We start from the raw sequence: 21,412 nt of genomic DNA on the forward strand, positions 1-21,412 counted from the left end.
AGAGAATGCACCCTGCACGCGAACTCCCCCGCAGAAGCCCCCGCCCGCCTCGAAGCGCTGGCCGCCCTAGGCGGTCTCCCGCGCGACGCCCTGCACAGCCAACTAGCCGCAGCAGTCCGAGTAATCCTCCACATGCGCCGAACACCCGCGGGTCGCCGCCTGACGGAAGTCGCAGTACTCCAGCGCTACCACGGAGAAGTAAAAACCCACGCCGTCTGGCGCGACGGCCACTGGACGAGCCGCCGCTCCCTCTTCACCGCCTTGACGACCCCGGAGCCAACTCGTGACTAACTTCCCGCGCGCCCGCCCGCCGCCTACGCGTCTGCGCTCAGTTCTGTGCCTGCCTCGGCACGAACTTCCGCAATTCCTCGACCGGGCGCGGCCGGTGCTCCGGTTTCGAATCTGCCTTCGCCTGCCTCGCCGAGCCCCTCGCCAGTCGGCCTTTGCCCCAACTGACTTCGCGCCAGCTCGGGAACATGCGCACCTCCGTCCGCCTCCAACTTCGTCTCGTGGCGAAGCTCCCTGCAATAGCCGCGTCCCACCCGCCACCGCCCAGCATCGAGGTGCCCCCGTTGATCTCCGCATGGCCGTTCCTCTGCGCAGGCACCGGAATCCTGTGCTGGCCAACCACCCCTAACCGCCTCCTCCCGGCACCCCGCATCCCCCTTCGCCTCCCCATCCCGCCCCGCCAGTCCCTCTGGCTGGCCCCAGCCGCCATCGCCCTGCCGCTGGGCGGAATCGGCGCCGCGATAGCCACCGCCCTGCTCACCCTCGCAGTCCGCCAGGAATGGCGCAGCAGAAAGGAAACCGCAGAAACCCTGACCCGCGCCGAACGCACCTCAACCGTCCTCCGCACGATGGTCTCGGAACTCCGCGCAGGTGCCCACCCAGTAACCGCCGCCGAAGCAGCCGCCGACGCCGTCCCCGAACTAGCCGCAGAACTGCACAACCTCTCTACCGCCGCCCGCCTGGACGGAACCCTCGAATCGCCCGCGCTCCCCGCGCTCGCTCAATCCTGGAACCTCGCCCGCCACCACGGCCTGCCCATCGCCGACGCTCTAGACGCCACCCGCCGAGACGTCGACGCCGAAGTCGCCTTCGCCCGTCGCCTCCACGCAAAGATGGCCGGACCGCGGATGAGTGCGATAGTCCTGACCGTGTTGCCCGTCGGCTGCCTGGCCATGGGCCAGCTAGTCGGCGCCAACCCGCTAGCCGTCCTCACCGAAACCCTTATCGGACAAGCATTCCTGGTCACTGGAGCAGCACTGCTATGGGCAGGCGCCGCCTGGTCCAGAGCCCTGACCAACCGCAAGGCGACCCCATGACCGCCCTGCCCCTCGCCCTAGTCGCCGCCGCGCTACTGCTCTGGCCAAACACCGCCCCGCCCCGACACCTGGCTAACCGCGACCGCCCCCACCGCACCCCACGACCAGAGCTCTGGCACCCCGCCGCCGCAATCGTCATCGGTCTGTCCACAACCGTCGTCACCGGAATCCCAGTAGGACTAGCCGCCGGAGCAGGCACCTGGTGGCTCCTACGCCGATCCCGCCACCCCAAGAAACCAGACGACACCTCGGAACGACTCCGCTCAGCATCCGTCCTAGACATGCTCGCCGCCTGCCTGCGCGCCGGAATGCCAGTCCCCACCGCCCTGGAAGCCGTAGCACCCGGCGCACCGCCGGACACCGAAAACGCCCTGCACGCAACAGCAAACCTGCTGGCCCTGGGCGCGGACCCAATCCCCTCGTGGGCACCGACCCGAGCCAGACCAGACTTCGCCGAACTGGCTGTCGCAGCCACCCGTACCGCGCGGTCCGGGGCAGCACTCGCCTCGACCGCGGCCGACCTGGCCCACCGCATCCGCGACGGACTGGGCGTCGAAGCCGAAGAACGCACCGAACGAGCCGGAGTCGCCCTGGCCCTGCCGGTCGGTTTGTGCTTCCTGCCAGCGTTCTTCGCCCTCGGCGTGCTGCCGGTCGTACTCGGCCTCGCCGGACGAATCGGCGGCCTGCTGTGAACCCATCCACGACAGAAAGGAAATCCGACCATGTGGTTCCTGCCGGGAGACGAGGGCACCACCACCGCCGAATACGCCATCGGCACGGTAGCCGCGGCAGCGTTCGCCGTGGCGCTCTACGTGCTCCTCAGCGGAGACTCGGTCTCCGCGGCGTTGGCCGGACTGGTGCAAAAAGCCCTGACGGTGGCCACCTGATGGCCAGCCGTCGCCGGGACGGCGGATTCGTCACGGTAGAAGCCGCTCTGTCCTTGGGCGCGCTGACCGCCGTGCTGGCGCTGCTCCTCGCAGGTACCAGCGCGATCGCCGGGCACCTCCGATGCCTGGACGCCGCCCGCGAAGCCGCCCGCCTCACCGCGTCCGGACAACCAGGAGCCGCCGACGCAGTGGTCCAAACCATTGCCCCGCACGGCGCACACCTCACCATCCACCGCACCGGCGACGGCCTCACTGCCGAAGTAACCACTGACGCATTGGCGGCCCTCCACCTGAGCGCAACCGCCTACGCCATCGTCGAACCAGGCCAAGCCCCATGACCCAAGAAGAACCGCCCGACGCCGGCGTCGCCACAATCTGGACCGCCCTAGCCGCAGCCACCCTGATCACCCTGACAATCCTGGTGTGGTGGCTAGCTGCGGCCATCACCGCCCGCCACCGCACCGAAGCCGCCGCCGACCTAGGCGCGCTGGCCGCAGCCGCCCACGCCGCCGCCGGACCGACCACCGCCTGCGCCCGAGCCCAGGAAGTCGCCGACCACGAACGCGCCGTGATGACAAGCTGCCGCTGGCACAACCGCGACGCTTACATCGAAGTCCGCGCCGCCGCCGCCCCGATCCTCGGCCTGCCAGCCCCAACCGCGAAAGCCCGCGCTGGCCCAGCAGACGAACCTCCCTGACCGGGCAACCACTCTAGGCCCGCCCGACAAGGCACCCGCTGGCCTAGCGGACCTGCTCGCGTAACCGCGGGCAAACGCTCGGGCAGGCCTCTGCTGGTCCGGCGGGCCTGCCTCCTTTGACGGGGCAACCGTCTCGAGTCCGCACGGCTGGACACCTGCTGGTCCGGCAGGCCTGCCTCCGTTGACGGGGCAACCATCTCGAGTCCGCACGGCAGGACATCCGCTGGTCCGGCGGGTCTGCCTTGGTAGCCCAGCAAGCGCTTCGGGCCTGCTCGGAGTAGCCGGTGGTCGCTTGGCCTAGGTGGGCCGCCGTCCTCGGCTGGCTGTTCCGAGGTCCTCGGTGACGAGTCGGCAGGCTCACGCGAGCGCGCCGGATTGGCGGCGGAATACGCGGCCAATCCGGCACCTGGCCTGCTAATGCCGTGGCTGGCCGCACCGCGGACCTTGAACCCAGCCTCGTGCGCAGCTGGGCAGCGATTCCCACCCGAGCTCGCCCGATTTGCCGACACCATCCCGGTACGCGGCTTGCCGCAGCGACCAACCACCAGCCCGCCAATCAGCCGCGCGAACCACCCCCGCACCGGCCTCGTCCACCCCAGCCGAAAGGAGTTGCAACCTGCCACCCGCCCCGCGCACTCCTCCCAACCCGCCGCGGCTCACCGCCGCCAGCGGTGTTCCGGTCACCCGCCGGAACCGCTCATCGGCGGCGCGTCCGGACTGGTGACCAGTCCTCGGATCACCCCGTCCGTCCGGACTTTTCCGGCACCGGCGACGAGTGGCGAACGCCACGAGCAGCGGTCGCTGGCGGACGCCGAACGGTTAAATTCCCAGGTCAGCGTACTGCTCGACCCGATGCGTCAGCACGTGTGCGGAAAGGCGAGAAAGTGTCGAATCCCGTGGTGGGCCCGTTCTCGCGGGACCGGCGGCGGGGTCAGCGGCCGGTGATCGGCGCGTTGTTATCGGCCGGACAGTGGGCTACTGGGCGTTCATCGCTCGGTAACGGCCGGTTGTCGCGTGGAGTCTTCCCCGCAATGTGCAACTTGCCGTTTAGTGAGACATGCGCCACCACGGCCCCGACCCGGACGGCGCGAAAACCGGACCTCGAAGGCAGGAAAGCAATGTTGGACGCGAATTGGCCGGACAGCTGGCGGAACGCCTTCCGCATCGAACTGCGTGCGGAGGCGATCGGCCTCGCCTGGCGCGGCTGGCCGGTGCTTCCGGGGGCGACCCCGGAAGAGATCACCGCGGAGGGGGACGACCTGACCTGGCGCCGGCCGGTGCCGGTGCGCGACGAGTGGCGTGAGCTGGTCGGCTCGCACGCCCACGAGGTCGCCAGCTGGTTCAGCGACCGCACGCACAGCCTGCTCGTGGCGACCGGCACCGTGCTCGACGCGGTCGAGGTCGACCAGGAACTGGGCAAGCGCGCCGCGCGGCTGCTGCGGTCGATCGGGCACCCGGCCCCGATCGTCGCGATGCCGAACGGCCGGTGGCTGTTCCTCACCTCGCCCGCCGAGCACCTGCCGACCGAACTCGCGGACGAGATTTCCGTGCAGTGGCACGGCAAGGACAGCTACATCCCGCTGCCGCCGTCGCCGTTCCAGCACGGTGTCGTGCACTGGCGCGTGAAGCCGGAGGTGTGCGGCTGGCAGCTGCCGCCCGCCGCCGAGGTGCAGGACGTGCTGGTCCGTGCCCTCGCCGACGAGCACGCCCCGATGCTGGTCGAGAGCACCGCCGCCTGATCCGGTTCCACCCCGGCAGGCAGCACGCGACAACCGAAGACAGTCTTCACGTTCCACCGTGGCCGCACTGTTCCCCGTGCTGACGCAACGCCCCGAGCACGGCTCCCAGTACGGCCACCGCCCCCGCCTTGTCCAGCGGATCGTTGCCGTTCCCGCACTTCGGCGACTGGACGCAGGACGGGCAGCCCGTCGGGCACTCGCAGGAGACGATCGCCTCCCGCGTAGCGGCCAGCCACGGGACAATCGCGGCATAACCGCGGTCGGCAAACCCCGCACCCCCGGGATGCCCATCGTGCACGAACACCGTCGCCTCCCCGGTGTCCTCGTGCCACGCGGTAGACACCCCGCCGATGTCCCAGCGGTCGCACGTAGCGAACAGCGGTAGCAGGCCGATCGCCGCGTGCTCGGCGGCATGCAGGGCACCGGGGACGCGCGCCGGAAGCAAACCGGCGCCCCCCGGTGCTCTGCCAGCACCCCCGGTCCCCACCGGTCCCACCGCAACACCGATCTCGACCCCGGCACCGGGCCCCCGCCCAGCCGCCGGGTCGCCCGAAACTTCGCCGGTTACCCCGACAACCGACGAGGCGCTCCCGGTCCCCGCCGGTTCTCCAGCCGCCCGGCTGCCCGCTGCCCCCGCAGCGGGCTCGCCGAATTCCGCGGCGGTTGGCTCCGCGCTCTCGGTCCCCACTGGTTCGCCAACCGCACCGCTGGTCGATGGTGCCGCCGTGGTCCCGCCGAATTCCGCAGTGGTTGGCTCCGCGCTTCCGGTCCCCACCGGCTCATCAGTCGCCCGACTGGCCGCTGTCCCCGCAGCGGCTCCGTCGATTCCCGCGATGGTCGGCGACACGCGTCCGGTTGGTTCGCCAACCGCACCGCTGGCCGCCGCCCCCGCGACGGTCCCGCCGGTCTCCGCGGAGTCAGGCGAACTCCCGGTCCCCGCTGGCTCTCCCGCTCCCTCGCCGCTCGTTGGCCCCGCGCCGATTCGGCCGGGATTCCCGGTGGCCGGTGACGTGTACTCGGTTCCCGTCGACTCGCCGCCCGCCCCATCGGTCGCCGACCCGGCAGCGACTCCGCCGAGATCCCCAGCGGTCCGCGAGCCTGTTACCGAACCTTGGCCACGCCCAGCCGGAGACTCCAGCAGTTCGCCCGAAACCGTGTACCAAACAGCCCTCGTATGAAGGCTCTGTTCCGGCAGGTCGAGCGGCGTATGGTCCAGCACCTCACCCGACGGCCGCCTCCGCAGATACCCCACCACCTGCGACGTCACCGCTACCTCGCCAAGGCACACCGTCACCCCGCCGTGGCGGCATTGTTCTTCCGTCGACAGCACCGAAATGTCCACGATCTCGCGCGGCGAGGTCGTCCAGTCCGGATCCTCCGCGTGCACGAGCGCGAGGCCCGTCTCCAAATCCAGCTCATCGACGACATACGACGAACCCTGATGCAAATACACCGCGCCGGGGTGCACCGAGTAACAGGCCGAGCCGGGGTCGACGGTGCCCAGCATTCGACCCGAGTCCGCTTCCACTACCGCGATCTGGTCGCCGCCTGAGCCGCGGATGCCGACGTCCGCGTGCGGGCGGTCGCGTGAAGTCCAGTACCAACCGCTGGAACGACGGCGCAGCAGCTTCTCCGCCGCCAGATCCGCCAGCACCGCCCGGGCCGCGGCGCCGCCGAAGGTTTCCAGTTCTGGTTCGGTGAGCGGCAGTTCCGCGACGGCGCACGCGAGCTGCGGGCCCAGCACGTAAGGGTTCGTCGGGTCCAGCACCGCCGTTTCCACTGGGCGTTCCAGCAACGCGGCCGGATGGTGCACGAGGTAGGTGTCGAGCGGATCGTCTCGCGCGACGAACACCACCAGCGCCTCATCGCCCGAACGGCCAGCGCGGCCGGATTGCTGCCAGAAAGACGCGAGGGTGCCGGGATAGCCCGCCAAAACCACGGCGTCCAGGCCGGCGATGTCGACGCCCAGCTCCAGGGCATTCGTGGTCGCGACACCTAGCAGGCGGCCCGAGAGCAGGGCTTGCTCCAGGGCCCGACGCTCTTCAGGGAGATAGCCGGATCGATAAGCGGCAACGGTATCCGCCAGCCGAGGGTCCACTTCGGACAGAAGGCGGCGAGCGCCGAGCGCGGTCAGTTCGGCACCGCGACGGGAGCGGACGAAGGCCAGCGATCGCGCGCCTTCGACGACCAGTTCAGTGAGAATCCGTGCGGTCTCGACCCCGGCCGGACGCCGGACGGGCGCGCCGTTCTCGCCGGTCAGCTCGTCGAGCAGCGGCGGCTCCCACAGCGCGACCGTGCGTGCCCCGCGCGGAGACGCGTCGTCGGTGACCGCGGAGCACTCCACCCCGGTGAGGCGCGTGGCGAAAGAGGCAGGCGAGGCGGTGGTCGCCGACGCCAGCACGAACACCGGTGAAGCGCCGTAGTGCTCCGCCACCCGGCGCAGGCGGCGCAGCAGCAGCGCGACGTGCGAGCCGAAGACGCCGCGATAGCTGTGGCATTCGTCGACCACGACGTACCGCAACCGGCGGAAGAACTGCGTCCATCGGGAGTGCGCCGAAAGGATGCCGCGGTGCAGCATGTCGGGGTTGCTGAAAACCCAGTTCGCGTGCGCGCGGACCCAGTCGCGCTCTGTCATCGGGGTGTCGCCGTCGTACGCCGCCGCGCGCACTCCGCGGACGTCCAAAGAGGACACCGCACGCAGCTGATCAGCGCCGAGCGCCTTCGTCGGCGAGAGGTACAGCGCGGTCGCCCGCGGGTCCGCGGTCAGCGCGCTGAGCACCGGCAGCTGATACGCCAGCGACTTCCCGGACGCGGTGCCGGTGGACACCACGACGTGCGTGCCCGAATGCGCCAGCGAAGCCGCCTCCGCCTGGTGCCGCCACGGTTTTTCGACTCCGGCCGCGCCGAACGCGGCCACCACCGACGGCTCCGCCCACTCCGGCCACGGCTCGTGCCGGGCCGCGCGTTCCGGCAGCCGGGACACGTGCGTCACCGGATTCTCGTGCGCCGGGATCCCCGCTGTGACCCGGTCCAGCAGCCTCCGTCCTCGCTCTCCCACCACGTGCCGAAGCTTCGCACAGGGCACCGACAAAACCTGGCCGAGATCGATCCAGTGACCAATCACACAAGGTTACCGAACGTGCTGTCGCCGGGACGCATTGCGGACGCGCAGATCACTACCAATACACTCCCTCGATCCACACCCACTGTGGCGAGCGTCATGTGAGACGTGCATTGCTTGCACGGCTAGCGTGTCCTTCGGCACAGATCCCCGCCAGTGCAGGCGCGCCGGGTACGACGGGCCCGCGCTGGCCAGACGGCGTTCCCAGGAGGACGAATGTCCCGGCAGTTCCTCGCGGAGGGCGGCATCACGCTCACCGGGGGTGGCTACACCATCGTCGGTGTGGTCGCCGTGGTCGCCCTTGTCGCACTGGCTATCGGTTACGTCCTGCTCAAGGAGGTGCTGGCCGCGGGCCAGGGCACCGCCAAGATGCAGGACATCGCGAAGGCAGTGCAGGAAGGTGCGGCCGCATACCTGAAGCGGCAGCGCAACACCCTCGCCATTTTCGGCGTGATCGTGTTCCTGCTCCTGTTCGCGCTCCCCGCGGACGACTGGAGCGAACGGATCGGCCGGTCGATCTTCTTCCTCGTCGGGGCGGTGTTCTCGTTCACCATCGGCTACCTCGGCATGTGGCTGGCCACGCAGGCGAACCTGCGCGTGGCCGCCGCGTCGCGCGAGGAGGGCGGTCGCGAGAAGGCGATGCGCGTGGCGTTCCGCACCGGCGGCGTGGTCGGCATGATCACCGTCGGGCTCGGCCTTTTCGGCGCGGCGATCGTGGTGCTCGTCTACACCGGCCAGGCACCGAAGGTGTTGGAGGGCTTCGGTTTCGGCGCGGCACTGATCGCGATGTTCATGCGTGTCGGCGGCGGCATCTTCACGAAGGCCGCCGACGTCGGCGCCGACCTGGTCGGCAAGGTCGAGCAGGGTATCCCCGAGGACGACCCGCGCAACGCCGCGACGATCGCCGACAACGTCGGCGACAACGTGGGCGACTGTGCGGGCATGGCTGCGGACCTCTTCGAGTCCTACGCGGTGATGCTCGTCGCCGCGCTGATTCTCGGCAGCTCAGCGTTCGGCGCGCACGGCCTGATCTTCCCGCTGATCGTGCCCGCCATCGGCGTGATCACCGCGGTGATCGGCGTCTACATCACGAAGGCGCGCGCGGGCGAGGGCGGCCTGGTCACGATCAACCGCTCGTTCTACATCTCCGCGGTCATTTCCGCGGTGCTGTCGGCGGTCGCCGCGTTCATCTACCTGCCGAGCAGCTTCGCCGACTTCGGCGAGGGCTTCGCGCACAACACCGGCAACCCGGCGGTGATCGCGACGGTCGCGGTGATCATCGGCATCGTGCTCGCCGCGCTGATCCTGCGCATCACCGGTTACTACACCGGCACCGAGCACAAGCCGGTGAAGGACGTCGGCAAGACGTCGGAAACCGGTGCGGCGACGGTGATCCTGTCCGGCATCTCGGTCGGTTTCGAGTCCGCCGTGTACACCGCGCTGGTGATCGCCGCCGCGGTGTTCGGCGCGTTCCTGCTCGGCGGCGGCGTCGCGCTGTTCGCGGTGGCGCTGGCCGGCACCGGCCTGCTGACCACCGTCGGCGTCATCGTCGCGATGGACACCTTCGGCCCGGTCTCGGACAACGCGCAGGGCATCGCCGAGATGTCCGGCGACGTGGACGAGAAGGCCGCGCAGATCCTCACCGAGCTGGACGCGGTCGGCAACACCACCAAGGCCATCACCAAGGGCATCGCGATCGCCACCGCGGTGCTCGCGGCGACCGCGCTGTTCGGGTCCTATTCGGACGCGATCTCGAAGGCCGTCGGCAGCACGGGTTCGTTCGTCGCGAACATCGTCAGCCCGGAGACCCTGGTCGGCGTGATCGTCGGCGCGGCTGTGGTGTTCCTCTTCTCCGGTCTCGCGGTCAGCGCGGTCTCGCGCGCCGCCGGCGCGGTGGTGTACGAGGTGCGCCGCCAGTTCCGCGACATCCCCGGGATCATGGAGGGCACCACGCGGCCCGAGTACGGCCGGGTCGTCGACATCGTCACCCGTGATTCGCTGCGGGAGCTGGCGACGCCGGGTCTGCTGGCCGTTTTCGCGCCGATCGCGGTCGGTTTCGGTCTCGGCACCGGTGCGCTCGCCGGGTATCTGGCGGGCGCGATCGCGACCGGCACGCTGATGGCGATCTTCCTCGCCAACTCCGGCGGCGCGTGGGACAACGCCAAGAAGCTCGTCGAGGACGGCAACCACGGCGGCAAGGGTTCCGACGCGCACGAGGCGACGATCATCGGCGACACCGTCGGCGACCCGTTCAAGGACACCGCCGGTCCCGCGATCAACCCGCTGATCAAGGTCATGAACCTGGTCTCGGTGCTGATCGCGCCCGCGGTGGTCACGCTGACGCTCGGCGGCGGCGCGGACACCACGTGGCGGATCGTGATCGCGGTGGTCGCGGTCGCGGTGATCGTCGCGGCGATCGTCGTGTCCAAGCGGCGCGGCAGTGTCATGGCGGAGGCTCCCGCGGAGGCGAAAGCCTGACGCGTTGCTCCATTCGGGCCCGGTACGCCTTGTGCGTGCCGGGCCCGTTCGCGTCCACGAGACGGGGCGAGTTGCGGACTACTGGCGGGTCGGTACCGTGCGGAGGACACGGATTTCGAGGGACAGGAGTGGTGCGAGTGCGGCCGCGGTGGACCGGTTTGGCCGCGCTGGCAACGGGAATCGGCATCGGGTTGACGGGCTGCGGGCAACCGCCGCCGCCTGCCGAGCAGGTCTCCTCCGGCGGGCACGCGGAGTCGGCGAGCCAAGGCGATCCGGCCGCGAAATGGGCCGACGGATACTGCGGCGCGGTCACGCATCTGGTTCGCGCCTTGGCGAATCTGCCCTCGATCGACCCGAGTTCGTCGGCGCAGGCGACCCGCACGTCCAGCGACCTCCTGGCGTCGGTCGCCACCGGCATCGACCAGACCATCTCCGGACTGCACCGGGTCGGTCCCGCGCCGCTGCCCGGCGGCGAACCGGCGCGCACGGCTTTGCTCGGCCAGTTCACCTCGGTGCGGCAACAGGCCGACGAGGTGCGCGGCAAACTCGACGCCGCCGCCGATCCCAACGCGGTGAAAGCCGCGCTGGACGACGCGAAATCGGCTATCGACCAGATTTCCCGGCTCGACGTCCTCAAGGGCTTGGACGCGACGCCAGCCCTGTCCGCGGCGGGCAAGCGTGCGGCAGGCTGTCAGCAGTTGGTGGTGCCGCCCGCGCCGCGCTGATCAGGACCGAGCGCCCGCCGAAGGGCGACGGCCCGTTCCGCATCGTGGTGTTCGACGGCGGCCAGGTAGTGCTTAAGCAGGACCTGCCGAGACCGTTCGAGCTCACTCAAGCCGACCGACGTCGCCCGGCCGTCTCGCAGCGTCGCCAGCACTGATTCGGGCAGCTTGTCGACTTCGCGTCCGTGCCAAGGATTCAAGCCGTGTCGCAGGCACTCCAGCGCGATGATCTGGGTGCGAAGGTCGTCGAGCATCAGGACGGCCTGCCACGTCCGCCCGCGGGCGATGGCCGAGCGGGCATGCAATACGTACAGCCACGCCATGCCGATCACTTGCCCGCTGCCCGGTTTCGGGGCGCTGGTCGGTTCGTTGGCCTGGCCGAAAACGAGCTGGAAGCCGTCCTCGGTGGCGCGGAAGAGATCGTGCGGCCAGAACGACACATCGACCTGGAGCGAAGAGTCGAGAAGGAAGACGCGGTAGCGAACTCCCTCGCGCGAGGTCACGTCGAGGGTGTCGGCGACTCCGAACTTCTCGTCGAGCGATCGAGTCCAGCGCGCGACTACTGCGGCTTCATTCGCGTCCTCCGCGAGTTGGAGGACGAGATCGATGTCCGACCATCGGTCCTCGGTTCCGCGTGCGGTCGAACCGACCAGGGCGGCGCCCGCGATGTCGACGTCTTGGCGGGCGGCGGCGATCAGCTCGTCGCGGATCTGGACGCGTGCGGAGACGGTGAACAAGCTCCCTCCCAGGGGTATTGCTATACCGGTATTAATATACCAGTCCTGGTGTTTCAGTCTGCGGTCTGACACATTGTTCCGAAACTGACATGCTGTTCCGCGCGGCGCAGGAAGGAACTTGCAATGACGCAGGCATCCCCTCGGCAGCACCGATCGCGCCGCCGTTTCGGCGCGGCCGCAGCCGTGCTGATCGCGGTCGCTGCGCTGATCAGCGCACCCGGCCCGGCCGCGGCGTCGACGGACTTCTACACCCCGCCGGGGTCGCTGCCCGCGGGGAAACCCGGCGACCTGATCCGTACTGAGCCCTCGCCGCTGGGCGTGCCGCTGCCTGCGCGGGCAACCAGGCTCATGTACCGCAGCACCGACGTGCACGGCGCGGCGATCGCGGTCACCGGCACCATGCTCGCGCCGACCACGCCCTGGCGCGGTCCGGGACTGCGTCCGCTGGTCTCCCTCGCGATCGGCACGCACGGACAGGGCGACCAGTGCGCGCCGTCGAAACTGCTCAACACTCCCGTGCACTACCGCCCGCCGTTCGACCTCATGGCGGGCTACGAAGTCGTCGCCATGACTAGCCTGCTCAGCCGCGGCTACGCGGTCGTCGTGACTGACTACCAAGGCCTCGGCACCCCCGGCGCCCACACCTATCTCAACCCTGTCGCCGAAGGACACGCCGTCATCGACGCCGCCCGCGCCGCCCAACGGCTGCCGGGCACGCCGACCCCGAGCGGCCCGGTCGCGTTCTGGGGTTACTCCCAGGGCGGCGGCGCGACGGGCGGGGCGGCCGAAGCGGCGCGCGCCTACGCTCCCGAACTCGACCTCCGCGGGTCCTATGTGGGCGCGGCTCCAACCGATCTCGCCGCGCTCTCCGACAAGCTTTCCGGCACCGTGCTGTCCGGCGTTCTCGGCTACTACCTCAACGGACTCATCGCCGCCTATCCAGACACCGCGCCGATCATCCGGGCCGGGCTGAACGACGCTGGGAAAGCCATGCTGCAGAAGGTTTCCGGGCAATGCGTCGTGGAAACCGCGCTCGACTACGGCTTCCACCGCTCCGGCGACTTCACCGCCCACGGCGAGTCGATCACCGCGATGCTCAACGCGAATCCCGAAACTCGCGCCATCCTCGCGTCCCATCGGCTCGGTGCCATCTCGCCGTCCGCGCCCGTGCTCATGTCCACTGGCGACAACGACGACATCGTTCCCGCCCAAGCCGTCCGCGCCACCGCCGCGGATTGGTGCCGTCGCGGCGCGACCGTGCAAGTCGACGACATCCGGCTGCCCTCGGTCCTTCCCGGCACCGCGCTCGGCCACATCGCCAACTACGCCGCTGCCACGCCCACCGCGCTCGACTGGCTCGCCGGGCGCTTCGCCGGAAGCCCCGCTCCCAGCACCTGCTGACCGATCGGGGAAAACCGCGGCGCGACCCTCGCGTTCAATCGAACTTGTGTTCTATCATCGGCGGCGTGGATCGGACGATCTCGCTGTTTTCGGCGGAGGCGACCGGCCCGGGCCTGCCAGACCTGGCCGGGCTGTTGTGCTGCCAAGGACAGATCACCGGGTTCGGCCGCACGGCGGCGCGGCTGTCGGTGCTGGTCGAGGAGTCGTGGCGGGCTCGGGTACTGGCGCGGGAATGCCGCGGCCGGGGCGCGGACGCGCAGGCCGCGGTGGCCGAATGCGGCAGTCCGCAGGTGCGCACGTCGTTCCGGGTCGATCTGCTCGGGTTCGCCGAAGACTGGCTGCGGCCGGGGCACACCGGTCCGGCGGAGGACGATTCGGGCAAGGCGGTGCCCGGCGGATTCCGGTTGAGCGGCGCGATGCTGCGGATGTGGGCGCTGGCGGCCGGCCGTCCCGAACCCGGCGGCTATCTGCTGGGAGTCGATCCGCTGGCCCCGGGGACGCACGAGGAACTGCTGACCGCGCTCGCGGCGCTGGGCGTCCAGGCGCGGCTGCTCGGGCCGAAGGCGGAGCAGCCCGCGGTGCGGGTCAGCGGGCGGCGCAAGCTGGCCGGTCTGCTCGAGCTGATCGGCGAACCGCCCGCCGGGGCGGAGTCGGTCTGGCCGGAGCTGCCGCCTGCCGGGGAACGCCGCGAACGGACGCCGGGCGAGCCGCGTCGCGGGGCTCCGGCGGAGAGTCCCGCACAGTATTTACTGGAGGCTGTCGGGTAGCCGCGCAAAGAAAAAGGTCCCCCACCGCCCAGCGAGGCGACGAGGGACCTTCCGGTGGGGAAGTCTTACGGTTTCGGCAGGGTGCAGCCCTGCTGGTTGAGGTCGATCTCGTTGGCCGGGGTCAGGCAGGCCGGGATGCCGTAGGTTTCCTGGCCGTACTTGTAGTTCGGCCGCACGGTCGTGTTGCCGGCTTCGTCGACCTCGCACGGGTTGTTCAGCGTGCAGCTCTCGCCGTTGTCGTTGGACGTGTTGTTCACGCCGATGACCTTGCCGGTGTTGCGGTCGACGACCGGCGAACCCGACGTGCCGCCGATGGTCGCGCAGCCCGGCACGTAGCGGATCGAGTCCTTCCAGACCCAGTTGTTCTCGTGCAGTTCGTGCACGAACCCGTCGATCGAGCAGGAGTAGATCTGCTTCCAGTACCCGGACACCACGTCGATCGGCGTGCCCGCCTGCGGATGGCTGTTGACCAGTTCGAGCGGCGGCACGTTGTACTTCTGCTGGATGTCGGCGTAGGTCTCGGACAGCTGGTACAGCGAGATGTCGGTGTCGGTCATCGTCGCGTAGACGACCTTGGTCGCGGTCACGGTGCCCACCGAACTCTGCCCGTCCGGCGACAGCAGGTCGAACGAGCGGTTCGAGGCCTGCCCGACGATCACCTGGCCCGGATCGGGCATGCCGTCTTCGAGACAGTGCCCGTTCGACAGCACCATCGCGGGCGCGTCCATCGGCGTGGCGGCCGGTTTCACGACCGAACCAGAGCAGTTGGACAGCGCCACGGCACCGGTGAACGTGGTGGTCGCCGCGCTTGCTTCGGGGGCGGTGACCAGCGCGAATGTCGCCGCGACGGCGATCGCGGTGCCAACCAGTCGGCGGATCATGGTGGGTTCCTTTCGGCTGGGGGGAGGAATAAGTGAACCGTCGCCATCCTTGGACCCGCCACCGTCTAACGGAGGGTATCGGTGGTCTGACCGGTTACCCTGCACGGCACGTGTCCGACATCACGTGCTAGGTGTGGAGGAGAAACATCGCCGAGGTCAGCGGCGATCCGACGGGCAGGGGCCCAGCGGCTCGTCAGGGCACCTCGGCGCTGCGCGGACACCGGGGACGTGCACACTGACAGGTCGAGACGCGGGCGCAGTACCCCTCTGGTGCAGGGGTGAGAGCGCCGCTGCGGCGGCGCGGAGATGAGTGGAGAGCAGGGCAGCGTGGCAGGAACACGGACCAAGAAGAGCGGTACCGGGGGCAACGGTGCCGATCGACGGCGGCTGGTGATCGTCGAGTCGCCAACCAAGGCCCGCAAGATCGCCCCCTATCTCGGCGGCAATTACGTCGTCGAGTCCTCCGTCGGGCACATCCGGGACCTGCCCCGCGGCGCCGCCGACGTCCCCGCGCAGTACAAGGGCGAGTCGTGGGCGCGGCTCGGGGTCGACATCGACAACGACTTCAAGCCGCTGTACATCGTCACCCCGGACAAGAAGTCCAAGGTCACCGAGCTGAAGGGGCTGCTGAAGGACGTCGACGAGCTCTACCTCGCGACGGACCCCGACCGCGAGGGCGAGGCCATCGCGTGGCACCTGCTGGAGACCTTGAAGCCCAAGGTCCCGGTGCGCCGGATGGTCTTCCACGAGGTCACCGAGCAGGCCATCCAGGCGGCGGCCGCGGCCACCCGCGAGCTGGACGCCGACCTCGTCGACGCGCAGGAAACCCGGCGCATCCTCGACCGGCTTTACGGCTACGAGGTCTCGCCGGTGCTGTGGAAGAAGGTCATGCCGAAGCTCTCGGCGGGCCGCGTGCAGTCCGTGGCGACGCGGATCGTCGTGGAGCGCGAGCGCGAGCGGATGCGCTTCACCTCGGCGTCGTACTGGGACATCTCGGCGACCATGGACGCCGGTGCGGACGCTTCGCCGCGTACGTTCCCCTCGCGCCTCGTCGCGGTCGACGGCTCGCGCCTCGCGACGGGTCGCGACTTCGACTCCAACGGCCAGCTCAAGGGCAACGCAGCGGACATCCGCGTGCTCGGCGAGTCCGACGCGCGGGCGCTGGCCCAGGCGTTGAACGAGCGTGACTTCAAGGTCGCGAGCGTCGAAGAGAAGCCGTACACGCGCAAGCCGTACGCGCCGTTCATGACGTCGACGCTGCAGCAGGAGGCGGGTCGCAAGCTGCGCTTCACCTCTGAGCGCACGATGCGCGTCGCGCAGAAGCTGTACGAGAACGGTTACATCACCTATATGCGTACCGACTCCACGACGCTGTCGGAGTCGGCGATCACGGCCGCGCGAAGCCAGGCAACGCAGCTGTACGGCAAGGAGTACGTCTCGTCGTCGCCGCGCCAGTACACGCGCAAGGTGAAGAACGCGCAGGAAGCGCACGAGGCGATCCGCCCGTCGGGCGAGGTCTTCCGTACGCCGGGCCAGGTCGCGAAAGAGCTGGACACCGACGAGTTCCGGCTCTACGAGATGATCTGGCAGCGCACCATCGCGTCGCAGATGGCGGACGCGAAGGGCACCACGATGTCGGTGCGCATCGTCGGCACCGCGGCGACCGGCGAGGAGTGCACCTTCGCTTCTTCGGGTCGCACGATCACCTTCGCGGGCTTCCTGAAGGCGTACGTCGAGGCAGTCGACAGCGAGGCCGGCGGCGAGGCGGACGACAAGCAGAGCCGGCTTCCGGTGCTGGTCAAGGACCAGGGCCTGACCGCGCCCGAGCTGTCCGCGGACGGCCACTCCACGTCGCCGCCCGCGCGCTACTCCGAGCCGAGCCTGGTCAGCAAGCTGGAAGAGCTGGGCATCGGCCGCCCGTCGACGTACGCGTCGATCATCAAGACCATCCAGGACCGCGGCTACGTCTGGAAGAAGGGCTCCGCGCTCGTTCCGTCGTGGGTCGCGTTCGCGGTGATCGGCCTGCTGGAGCGGCACTTCGAACGGCTGGTGGACTACAACTTCACCGCCGGGCTCGAGGACGAGCTGGACCGCATCGCCAGCGGCGACGAGCACCGCGTCGAATGGCTGTCGAAGTTCTACTTCGGCGGCGACTTCGGCGTCGAGGGTTCGGTCGGCCGCCTCGGCGGGCTGAAGAAGCTGGTCGACGGCAGCGTCGAGGGCATCGACGCGCGCGAGATCAACTCGATCCCGATGTTCAGCGACGCCGAGGGCCACCAGGTCGTGGTGCGCGTCGGCCGGTACGGGCCGTATCTGGAGCGCGAGGTCAACGGCGAGTCGCAGCGCGCGAACCTGCCCGAAGACCTGCCGCCGGACGAGCTGACCGCGGAGATCGCGGAGAAGCTCTTCGCGACGCCGCAGGAAGGCCGCGTGCTGGGCACCGACCCGGTCAGCGGACACGAGATCGTGGCGAAGGAAGGCCGCTTCGGCCCGTACGTCACCGAGCTGCTGCCTGAGCCGGAGCTGCCCGAGGACGCCACCGCGGCGCAGAAGAAGGCCGCGAAGGCGAAGCTGCCGAAGCCGCGTACGGGCTCGCTGTTCAAGTCGATGTCGGTCGAGACGATCACGCTCGACGACGCGCTGAAGCTGCTGTCGCTGCCGCGCGTTGTCGGCAAGGACCCGGAGTCTGGTGACGAGATCACCGCGCAGAACGGGCGCTACGGGCCGTACCTGAAGAAGGGCACGGACTCGCGGTCGATCCAGACCGAGGACCAGCTGTTCTCGATCACGCTGGAAGAAGCACTGAAGATCTATTCGGAGCCGAAGCAGCGCGGCCGGTCGGCGACGGCGAAGCCACCGCTGAAGGAACTTGGCGACGACCCGGTGTCGGGCAAGCCGATGGTGGTCAAGGACGGCCGCTTCGGCCCGTACGTGACCGACGGCGAGTACAACGCGACGCTGCGGAAGTCCGACAGCATCGAGGAACTCACCGCGGAGCGCGGGGCCGAACTGCTGGCGGAGAAGCGCGCGAAGGGTCCGGCTCCGAAGAAGCGGACCACGACGCGCAAGGCGCCAGCGAAGTCCACTGCGGCCAAGTCGACCACGACCAAGTCCGCGGCGGCGAAGTCGACCACTGCGAAGAAGGCTCCGGCCAAGCGGAGCAGTACGGCGACGAAGTCGAAGTAACGAGGATCTGAAGGGCCACCTGGAAAACTCCGGGTGGCCCTTTCTCGTGTCAGGGGGACGGATGGGGGAGACACAGCGCGCTCGCGCCGCGGTTTCGGTGGTTTTCGCGGTGTGCGGTGCGGCGTTCGCTTCGTGGGCGGCTCGAGTGCCTGCGGTGCAAGCGAAACTCGGCCTGAGCGCCGGAGAACTCGGGATCGGGCTGTTCGGACTCGCCGCGGGTTCGGTCGTCGCGTTGCTGGCCGCGGGACCGTTGATCACGAAGATCGGCAGCCGACGCGGGGTTCTGTTCGGGGCCGCTGTGTTGTGCGGAGGACTCCCGCTCGTCGCCTTCGCTCCGGACCTGCCGTTGTTCGTCGCGGCGCTCGTGGTGCTCGGGGTGGGCAACAGCCTGCTGGATGTCTCGATGAACGCGCACGCCGCACGCGTCGAAGAGGCTTACGGACGACCGATTTTCGCCGGATTCCACGCTTTCTGGAACATCGGCGGGCTGGCTGGCTCGGGCGTCGCGGCGCTGATGGAGATGTGGCGAGTGCCGATCGAAGCGCACTTCACCGCTGCTGGCGCGGTGCTGCTGGTGCTCGCGATTTTCGCTGCTTCGCAGTTCTTGCCGGGGGCTGATCGAGGACAGGGCGAGGCGGCGTTTGCCTTGCCCAGCAAGGCATTGATCCCGTTGGGCGTGATCGCGTTCTGCGGTTTCGTCGCGGAAGGCACGGTGAACGACTGGAGCGCGGTCTACCTCCGGGAGGTCACCACGGCGAGCGCGGCCGTCGCGTCGCTGGGCTACTTCGCGTTCTCGATCACGATGATCGCGGTGCGCGCGGTGGCCGACCGGGTCGTCGAGCGCGTCGGCGCGGTGCTGTTCATGCGAGTCGCGACGGCCGTGACGGTCGCCGGCTTCGTGCTGGTGGTCGCGGTTCCGGTGCCAGTGGTCGCCGTGATCGGATTCGCCGTGGTCGGACTAGGGGTGTCGGGGATCGTGCCGCTCGCGTGGAGCGCGGCCGGACGCAAGCAGCCGGAGGCGCCGGGCCGGGCGATCGCGGCTGTCGCCGCGTGCGGCTACCTCGGATTCCTGGCCGGTCCGGTGCTGGTCAGCGGCCTGAGCGGCGGGATCGGCCTGCACTGGGCGCTCGCCGCGGTCGGCGCTCTCGTGGTGACGGTCGGCTTCCTCGCCCCGACGATGCGGGTCGGCGACCCGGTTTCGCGACGCTGACCGACCGCTCGGCGCACGGATGGGTTGACTCGAACAAAAGTTCGAGAAATTGTCGGTACCAGGGTGTTCAATGACGGGGTGAGCAGTTCAGCACCCGTCGTCTTCGACGTCATCGACGAGGTCATCGGGCCGCTGCGGGCCGAGATGCCGCAGCGGCCTTCGGTGATGGAGTTCTACGACCCGCATTTCGAGGTGCCGCCCGTGCTGGCCGAGGAGGAGCCCGCCGGAGCGGCTTCGGGACTGAGCCTCGCCGAGGAGGTCCGGCAGTCGTTCGGGCCGATGCTCGGCGCCGGGCTGGCCGAGGAGGTGGAGCAGTACACGCGGTTCGTCGCGGGGATGGCCGCACTCGGACTCGCCACCGACGGCGAGGTGACCGCCGAGGCGGTCGAGCTGTACCGAGTGCTGCGCGGAGGGTTCATCCGGGGAGTGGTCACCGGGGTGTTCCCGGCGAGCGAGGAGCCGTGGGAGGTGCGGTTCTTCGGAGACGAGGACTTCACCACGGTGATGAGCAAACTGGGCCGCCGGGCGCGGCTGCGGTCCGGAATGCTCAGCGCACTGCCCGGCTGGGTGTTCGACGGCCTGCCGGACCGGCCGCCTGGTCCGGGCCCTGCGGTGCGTATTGAGACGGATGACAGCGGCTTGATCCCGCGGGCGGCTTGGGGGGATCTGGATGTGATCCGGGCGGCGGTGGCTCGGCCTCGGCAGGGGACGGTGCTGGTGGATTTGGCTGTGCGGGACGCGGTGTTGGCGGAGTACCCGCACGGGGCGTTCGGGTTGGTGGACAACGATCAGGGGAGGTATCAGTTCCGCGCCGCTCCGAAGGGGGGTGGTGGGTGGGTGGTGACGTGGTCTCCGGCTACGAGGGGGACTGCGGAGGCTTGGATTGTGGAGGCGGTGCGGAGTTGTATTTGACGGGGTTGGGTTAGCTGGGGCTGGGGTTGGTGGGGCTGGGTTGGCCGGGGTTGGGTTAGCCGGGGTTGAGTTAGCCGGGGCTCGGTTAGCGGGGTTGGGTTTGGCGTGGCCGGGTTGGCCGTGGCTGGGTTTGGCGTGGCTGGGTTAGCCGGAGCCGGGTTAGCCGGGGCTGGGTTTGCGGGTCTGCGCGGCAAACTGTGTTTTATGGCGTCGGCTTCGCCGCCGCGGCGGGATCGCCTTTAAGTCGGCGTGTGGAGGGGCAGTGCGCACGGCCTGGGGGCCGTGCGCACTGCCCCTCCACACGCCGACGCGATCCCGCGGTTGGGTCGCCGAAGGGGTGGCTGGTTGGAAGAGGTGTGGCGTCGGCTGGGCTAGGTGCGGCGTTGGCCAGGGTTGGCGTGGGTGAGCGGGTCTGGTTGTGCCGGGTGAGGGCGGCTGAGTCGAGTTGGATCAGGCGACTCCAGTTCCTTGCCGCCCGGTCTCTCGCTGCCCGGGCCCGGGCAGCGAGAGACCGGGCAACCCGTCCCCTGGCCGATCCCAGCGCTGTCTGGCCTGGCAGCCTTGAACTTGACCTGGTTCCTCTCCGCTGAAACCCGCTACGCCGCCGTCTATCAGCGGTCACTGGCCCGGGTGGACGGCTCTCCTTGCGGGCGCGGGCAGTAGTGGTTCTGCGGCCATTGGGTGGATGCGGGGACCGGTACTCTCGCCGACACTGGACGCGGCGGACATTCCGTAGTGAGGTGGTCACCATGAGCACGAGCGACGGGACTCCGTTTTTTCCCGCCTCCGGGCCCGACCGGGACGGGACATTGGCCGGTGACTCCGGGGGCGAGCGGTTCTCCGATCCGTTGTCCGGGTTCGAGATGGCGTCCGGCCGCGCGCCCCGGCCGTTGCCGACCGCCAAGCCGGTCGAGCACGACCCGGAGGCGGTCAAGCGGATGGTCGAGGCCGCGCTGAAAGAGGAAGCCAAGAAAAAGGAAGTCGTCAAGACGCCGAATCCGATTCCGCCGTCCGATCGGCCGGATCTGGTTCCGCTCGGGCTGTTGCCGCGGCAGCGGACGTGGCCGACCAAGGCTCCTCAGCTGCTGAAGAAGGTGCCCCGGCCGCGGCCGAAGCGGGTCACCGAGATCGCCGACGACGACATCGAGGAGGAGCTCGCCGAGCGGCAGAGCCGACGCGGGATGCCCTCGATCAGCATGCCCAGCTTCGGCCGTCCCTCCAGCAGCACAGCGGGCGTCGTGCTCGCCGTGGTGTTGCTCATCGTGTTCGGAATTGTCGCGATCGAGCTCATCGCTAGCCTGGTGAGCAGTGTGAAGGGGCTGTTTGGCTGACCCCCTCCGACCACCCAT

The 21,412-nt window shown here is 69.5% G+C and carries 17 protein-coding genes and 1 pseudogene; 15 read left to right on the top strand and 3 right to left on the bottom strand.

Annotated features, from left to right (window positions below; all coding sequences use genetic code 11):
* Window positions 1–6: 6 nt before the first annotated feature.
* The 7 genes and pseudogenes from ACFORO_RS16555 to ACFORO_RS16585 form a co-directional block, all read left to right on the top strand.
* Window positions 7–291 (top strand): annotated as a pseudogene (locus tag ACFORO_RS16555) (TadA family conjugal transfer-associated ATPase); the annotation flags it as partial.
* Between the two features lie 272 nt (window positions 292–563).
* A complete protein-coding gene (locus tag ACFORO_RS16560) occupies window positions 564–1,325 on the top strand; it encodes a type II secretion system F family protein (RefSeq protein ID WP_377896590.1) in 762 nt (253 codons plus the stop codon).
* Between the two features lie 281 nt (window positions 1,326–1,606).
* Window positions 1,607–2,017 carry a type II secretion system F family protein gene (locus tag ACFORO_RS16565; RefSeq protein WP_377867890.1) on the top strand — a complete coding sequence of 137 codons (411 nt, stop codon included), beginning with the start codon at window positions 1,607–1,609 and terminating at the stop codon, window positions 2,015–2,017.
* Between the two features lie 30 nt (window positions 2,018–2,047).
* Complete coding sequence (locus ACFORO_RS16570; protein ID WP_344265646.1) at window positions 2,048–2,212, top strand: DUF4244 domain-containing protein; 165 nt, start codon at window positions 2,048–2,050, stop codon at window positions 2,210–2,212.
* On the top strand, window positions 2,212–2,550 hold the full coding sequence (locus tag ACFORO_RS16575; RefSeq protein ID WP_377867889.1) for a TadE family type IV pilus minor pilin: 339 nt from the start codon (window positions 2,212–2,214) through the stop codon (window positions 2,548–2,550). Before ACFORO_RS16570 ends, ACFORO_RS16575 begins: the two co-directional genes overlap by 1 nt.
* Window positions 2,547–2,909 (top strand): Rv3654c family TadE-like protein, encoded by a 363-nt coding sequence (locus tag ACFORO_RS16580; protein WP_377867888.1) that lies wholly within the window; start codon window positions 2,547–2,549, stop codon window positions 2,907–2,909. Before ACFORO_RS16575 ends, ACFORO_RS16580 begins: the two co-directional genes overlap by 4 nt.
* Window positions 2,910–4,027: 1,118 nt before the next feature.
* Window positions 4,028–4,648 (top strand): bifunctional DNA primase/polymerase, encoded by a 621-nt coding sequence (locus ACFORO_RS16585; protein WP_354748293.1) that lies wholly within the window; start codon window positions 4,028–4,030, stop codon window positions 4,646–4,648.
* Window positions 4,649–4,694: 46 nt separating this feature from the next.
* Here ACFORO_RS16585 and ACFORO_RS16590 read toward each other — a convergent pair whose 3' ends face one another.
* Window positions 4,695–7,709 (bottom strand): DEAD/DEAH box helicase, encoded by a 3,015-nt coding sequence (locus ACFORO_RS16590; protein WP_377867887.1) that lies wholly within the window; start codon window positions 7,707–7,709, stop codon window positions 4,695–4,697.
* Between the two features lie 276 nt (window positions 7,710–7,985).
* Between ACFORO_RS16590 and ACFORO_RS16595 the strand changes: the two genes are divergently transcribed.
* A complete protein-coding gene (locus ACFORO_RS16595; RefSeq protein WP_377896579.1) occupies window positions 7,986–10,247 on the top strand; it encodes a sodium-translocating pyrophosphatase in 2,262 nt (753 codons plus the stop codon).
* Between the two features lie 131 nt (window positions 10,248–10,378).
* On the top strand, window positions 10,379–10,972 hold the full coding sequence (locus tag ACFORO_RS16600; protein WP_377867885.1) for a hypothetical protein: 594 nt from the start codon (window positions 10,379–10,381) through the stop codon (window positions 10,970–10,972).
* Here ACFORO_RS16600 and ACFORO_RS16605 read toward each other — a convergent pair.
* Window positions 10,939–11,706 (bottom strand): nucleotidyltransferase domain-containing protein, encoded by a 768-nt coding sequence (locus ACFORO_RS16605; RefSeq protein ID WP_377867884.1) that lies wholly within the window; start codon window positions 11,704–11,706, stop codon window positions 10,939–10,941. The two genes, ACFORO_RS16600 and ACFORO_RS16605, sit on opposite strands and share 34 nt — an antisense overlap.
* 123 nt (window positions 11,707–11,829) lie before the next feature.
* Between ACFORO_RS16605 and ACFORO_RS16610 the strand changes: the two genes are divergently transcribed.
* Together ACFORO_RS16610 and ACFORO_RS16615 are read left to right on the top strand one after the other, a co-directional pair.
* Complete coding sequence (locus ACFORO_RS16610) at window positions 11,830–13,107, top strand: lipase family protein (protein ID WP_377867883.1); 1,278 nt, start codon at window positions 11,830–11,832, stop codon at window positions 13,105–13,107.
* A 65-nt stretch (window positions 13,108–13,172) separates the two neighbouring features.
* Window positions 13,173–13,874, top strand: a complete 702-nt coding sequence (locus ACFORO_RS16615) for a hypothetical protein (protein ID WP_354748304.1) — start codon at window positions 13,173–13,175, stop codon at window positions 13,872–13,874.
* A gap of 65 nt (window positions 13,875–13,939) precedes the next feature.
* On the opposite strand, the gene ACFORO_RS16620 is transcribed toward ACFORO_RS16615, so the two are convergent.
* Window positions 13,940–14,755, bottom strand: a complete 816-nt coding sequence (locus ACFORO_RS16620) for a S1 family peptidase (RefSeq protein ID WP_377867882.1) — start codon at window positions 14,753–14,755, stop codon at window positions 13,940–13,942.
* Between the two features lie 306 nt (window positions 14,756–15,061).
* Between ACFORO_RS16620 and topA the strand changes: the two genes are divergently transcribed.
* From topA to ACFORO_RS16640, 4 genes are all read left to right on the top strand, one after another.
* Complete coding sequence (topA, locus tag ACFORO_RS16625) at window positions 15,062–17,941, top strand: type I DNA topoisomerase (protein ID WP_377867881.1); 2,880 nt, start codon at window positions 15,062–15,064, stop codon at window positions 17,939–17,941.
* A 61-nt stretch (window positions 17,942–18,002) separates the two neighbouring features.
* Window positions 18,003–19,151, top strand: coding sequence for an MFS transporter (locus ACFORO_RS16630; RefSeq protein ID WP_377867880.1), 1,149 nt, complete (start codon window positions 18,003–18,005; stop codon window positions 19,149–19,151).
* A 63-nt stretch (window positions 19,152–19,214) separates the two neighbouring features.
* A complete protein-coding gene (locus tag ACFORO_RS16635; RefSeq protein ID WP_354748312.1) occupies window positions 19,215–20,063 on the top strand; it encodes an ESX secretion-associated protein EspG in 849 nt (282 codons plus the stop codon).
* A 749-nt stretch (window positions 20,064–20,812) separates the two neighbouring features.
* On the top strand, window positions 20,813–21,394 hold the full coding sequence (locus ACFORO_RS16640) for a hypothetical protein (protein WP_354749715.1): 582 nt from the start codon (window positions 20,813–20,815) through the stop codon (window positions 21,392–21,394).
* Window positions 21,395–21,412: the final 18 nt, after the last annotated feature.

It is taken from the genome of Amycolatopsis halotolerans, assembly GCF_042647905.1.
Lineage (GTDB): Bacteria > Actinomycetota > Actinomycetes > Mycobacteriales > Pseudonocardiaceae > Amycolatopsis > Amycolatopsis halotolerans.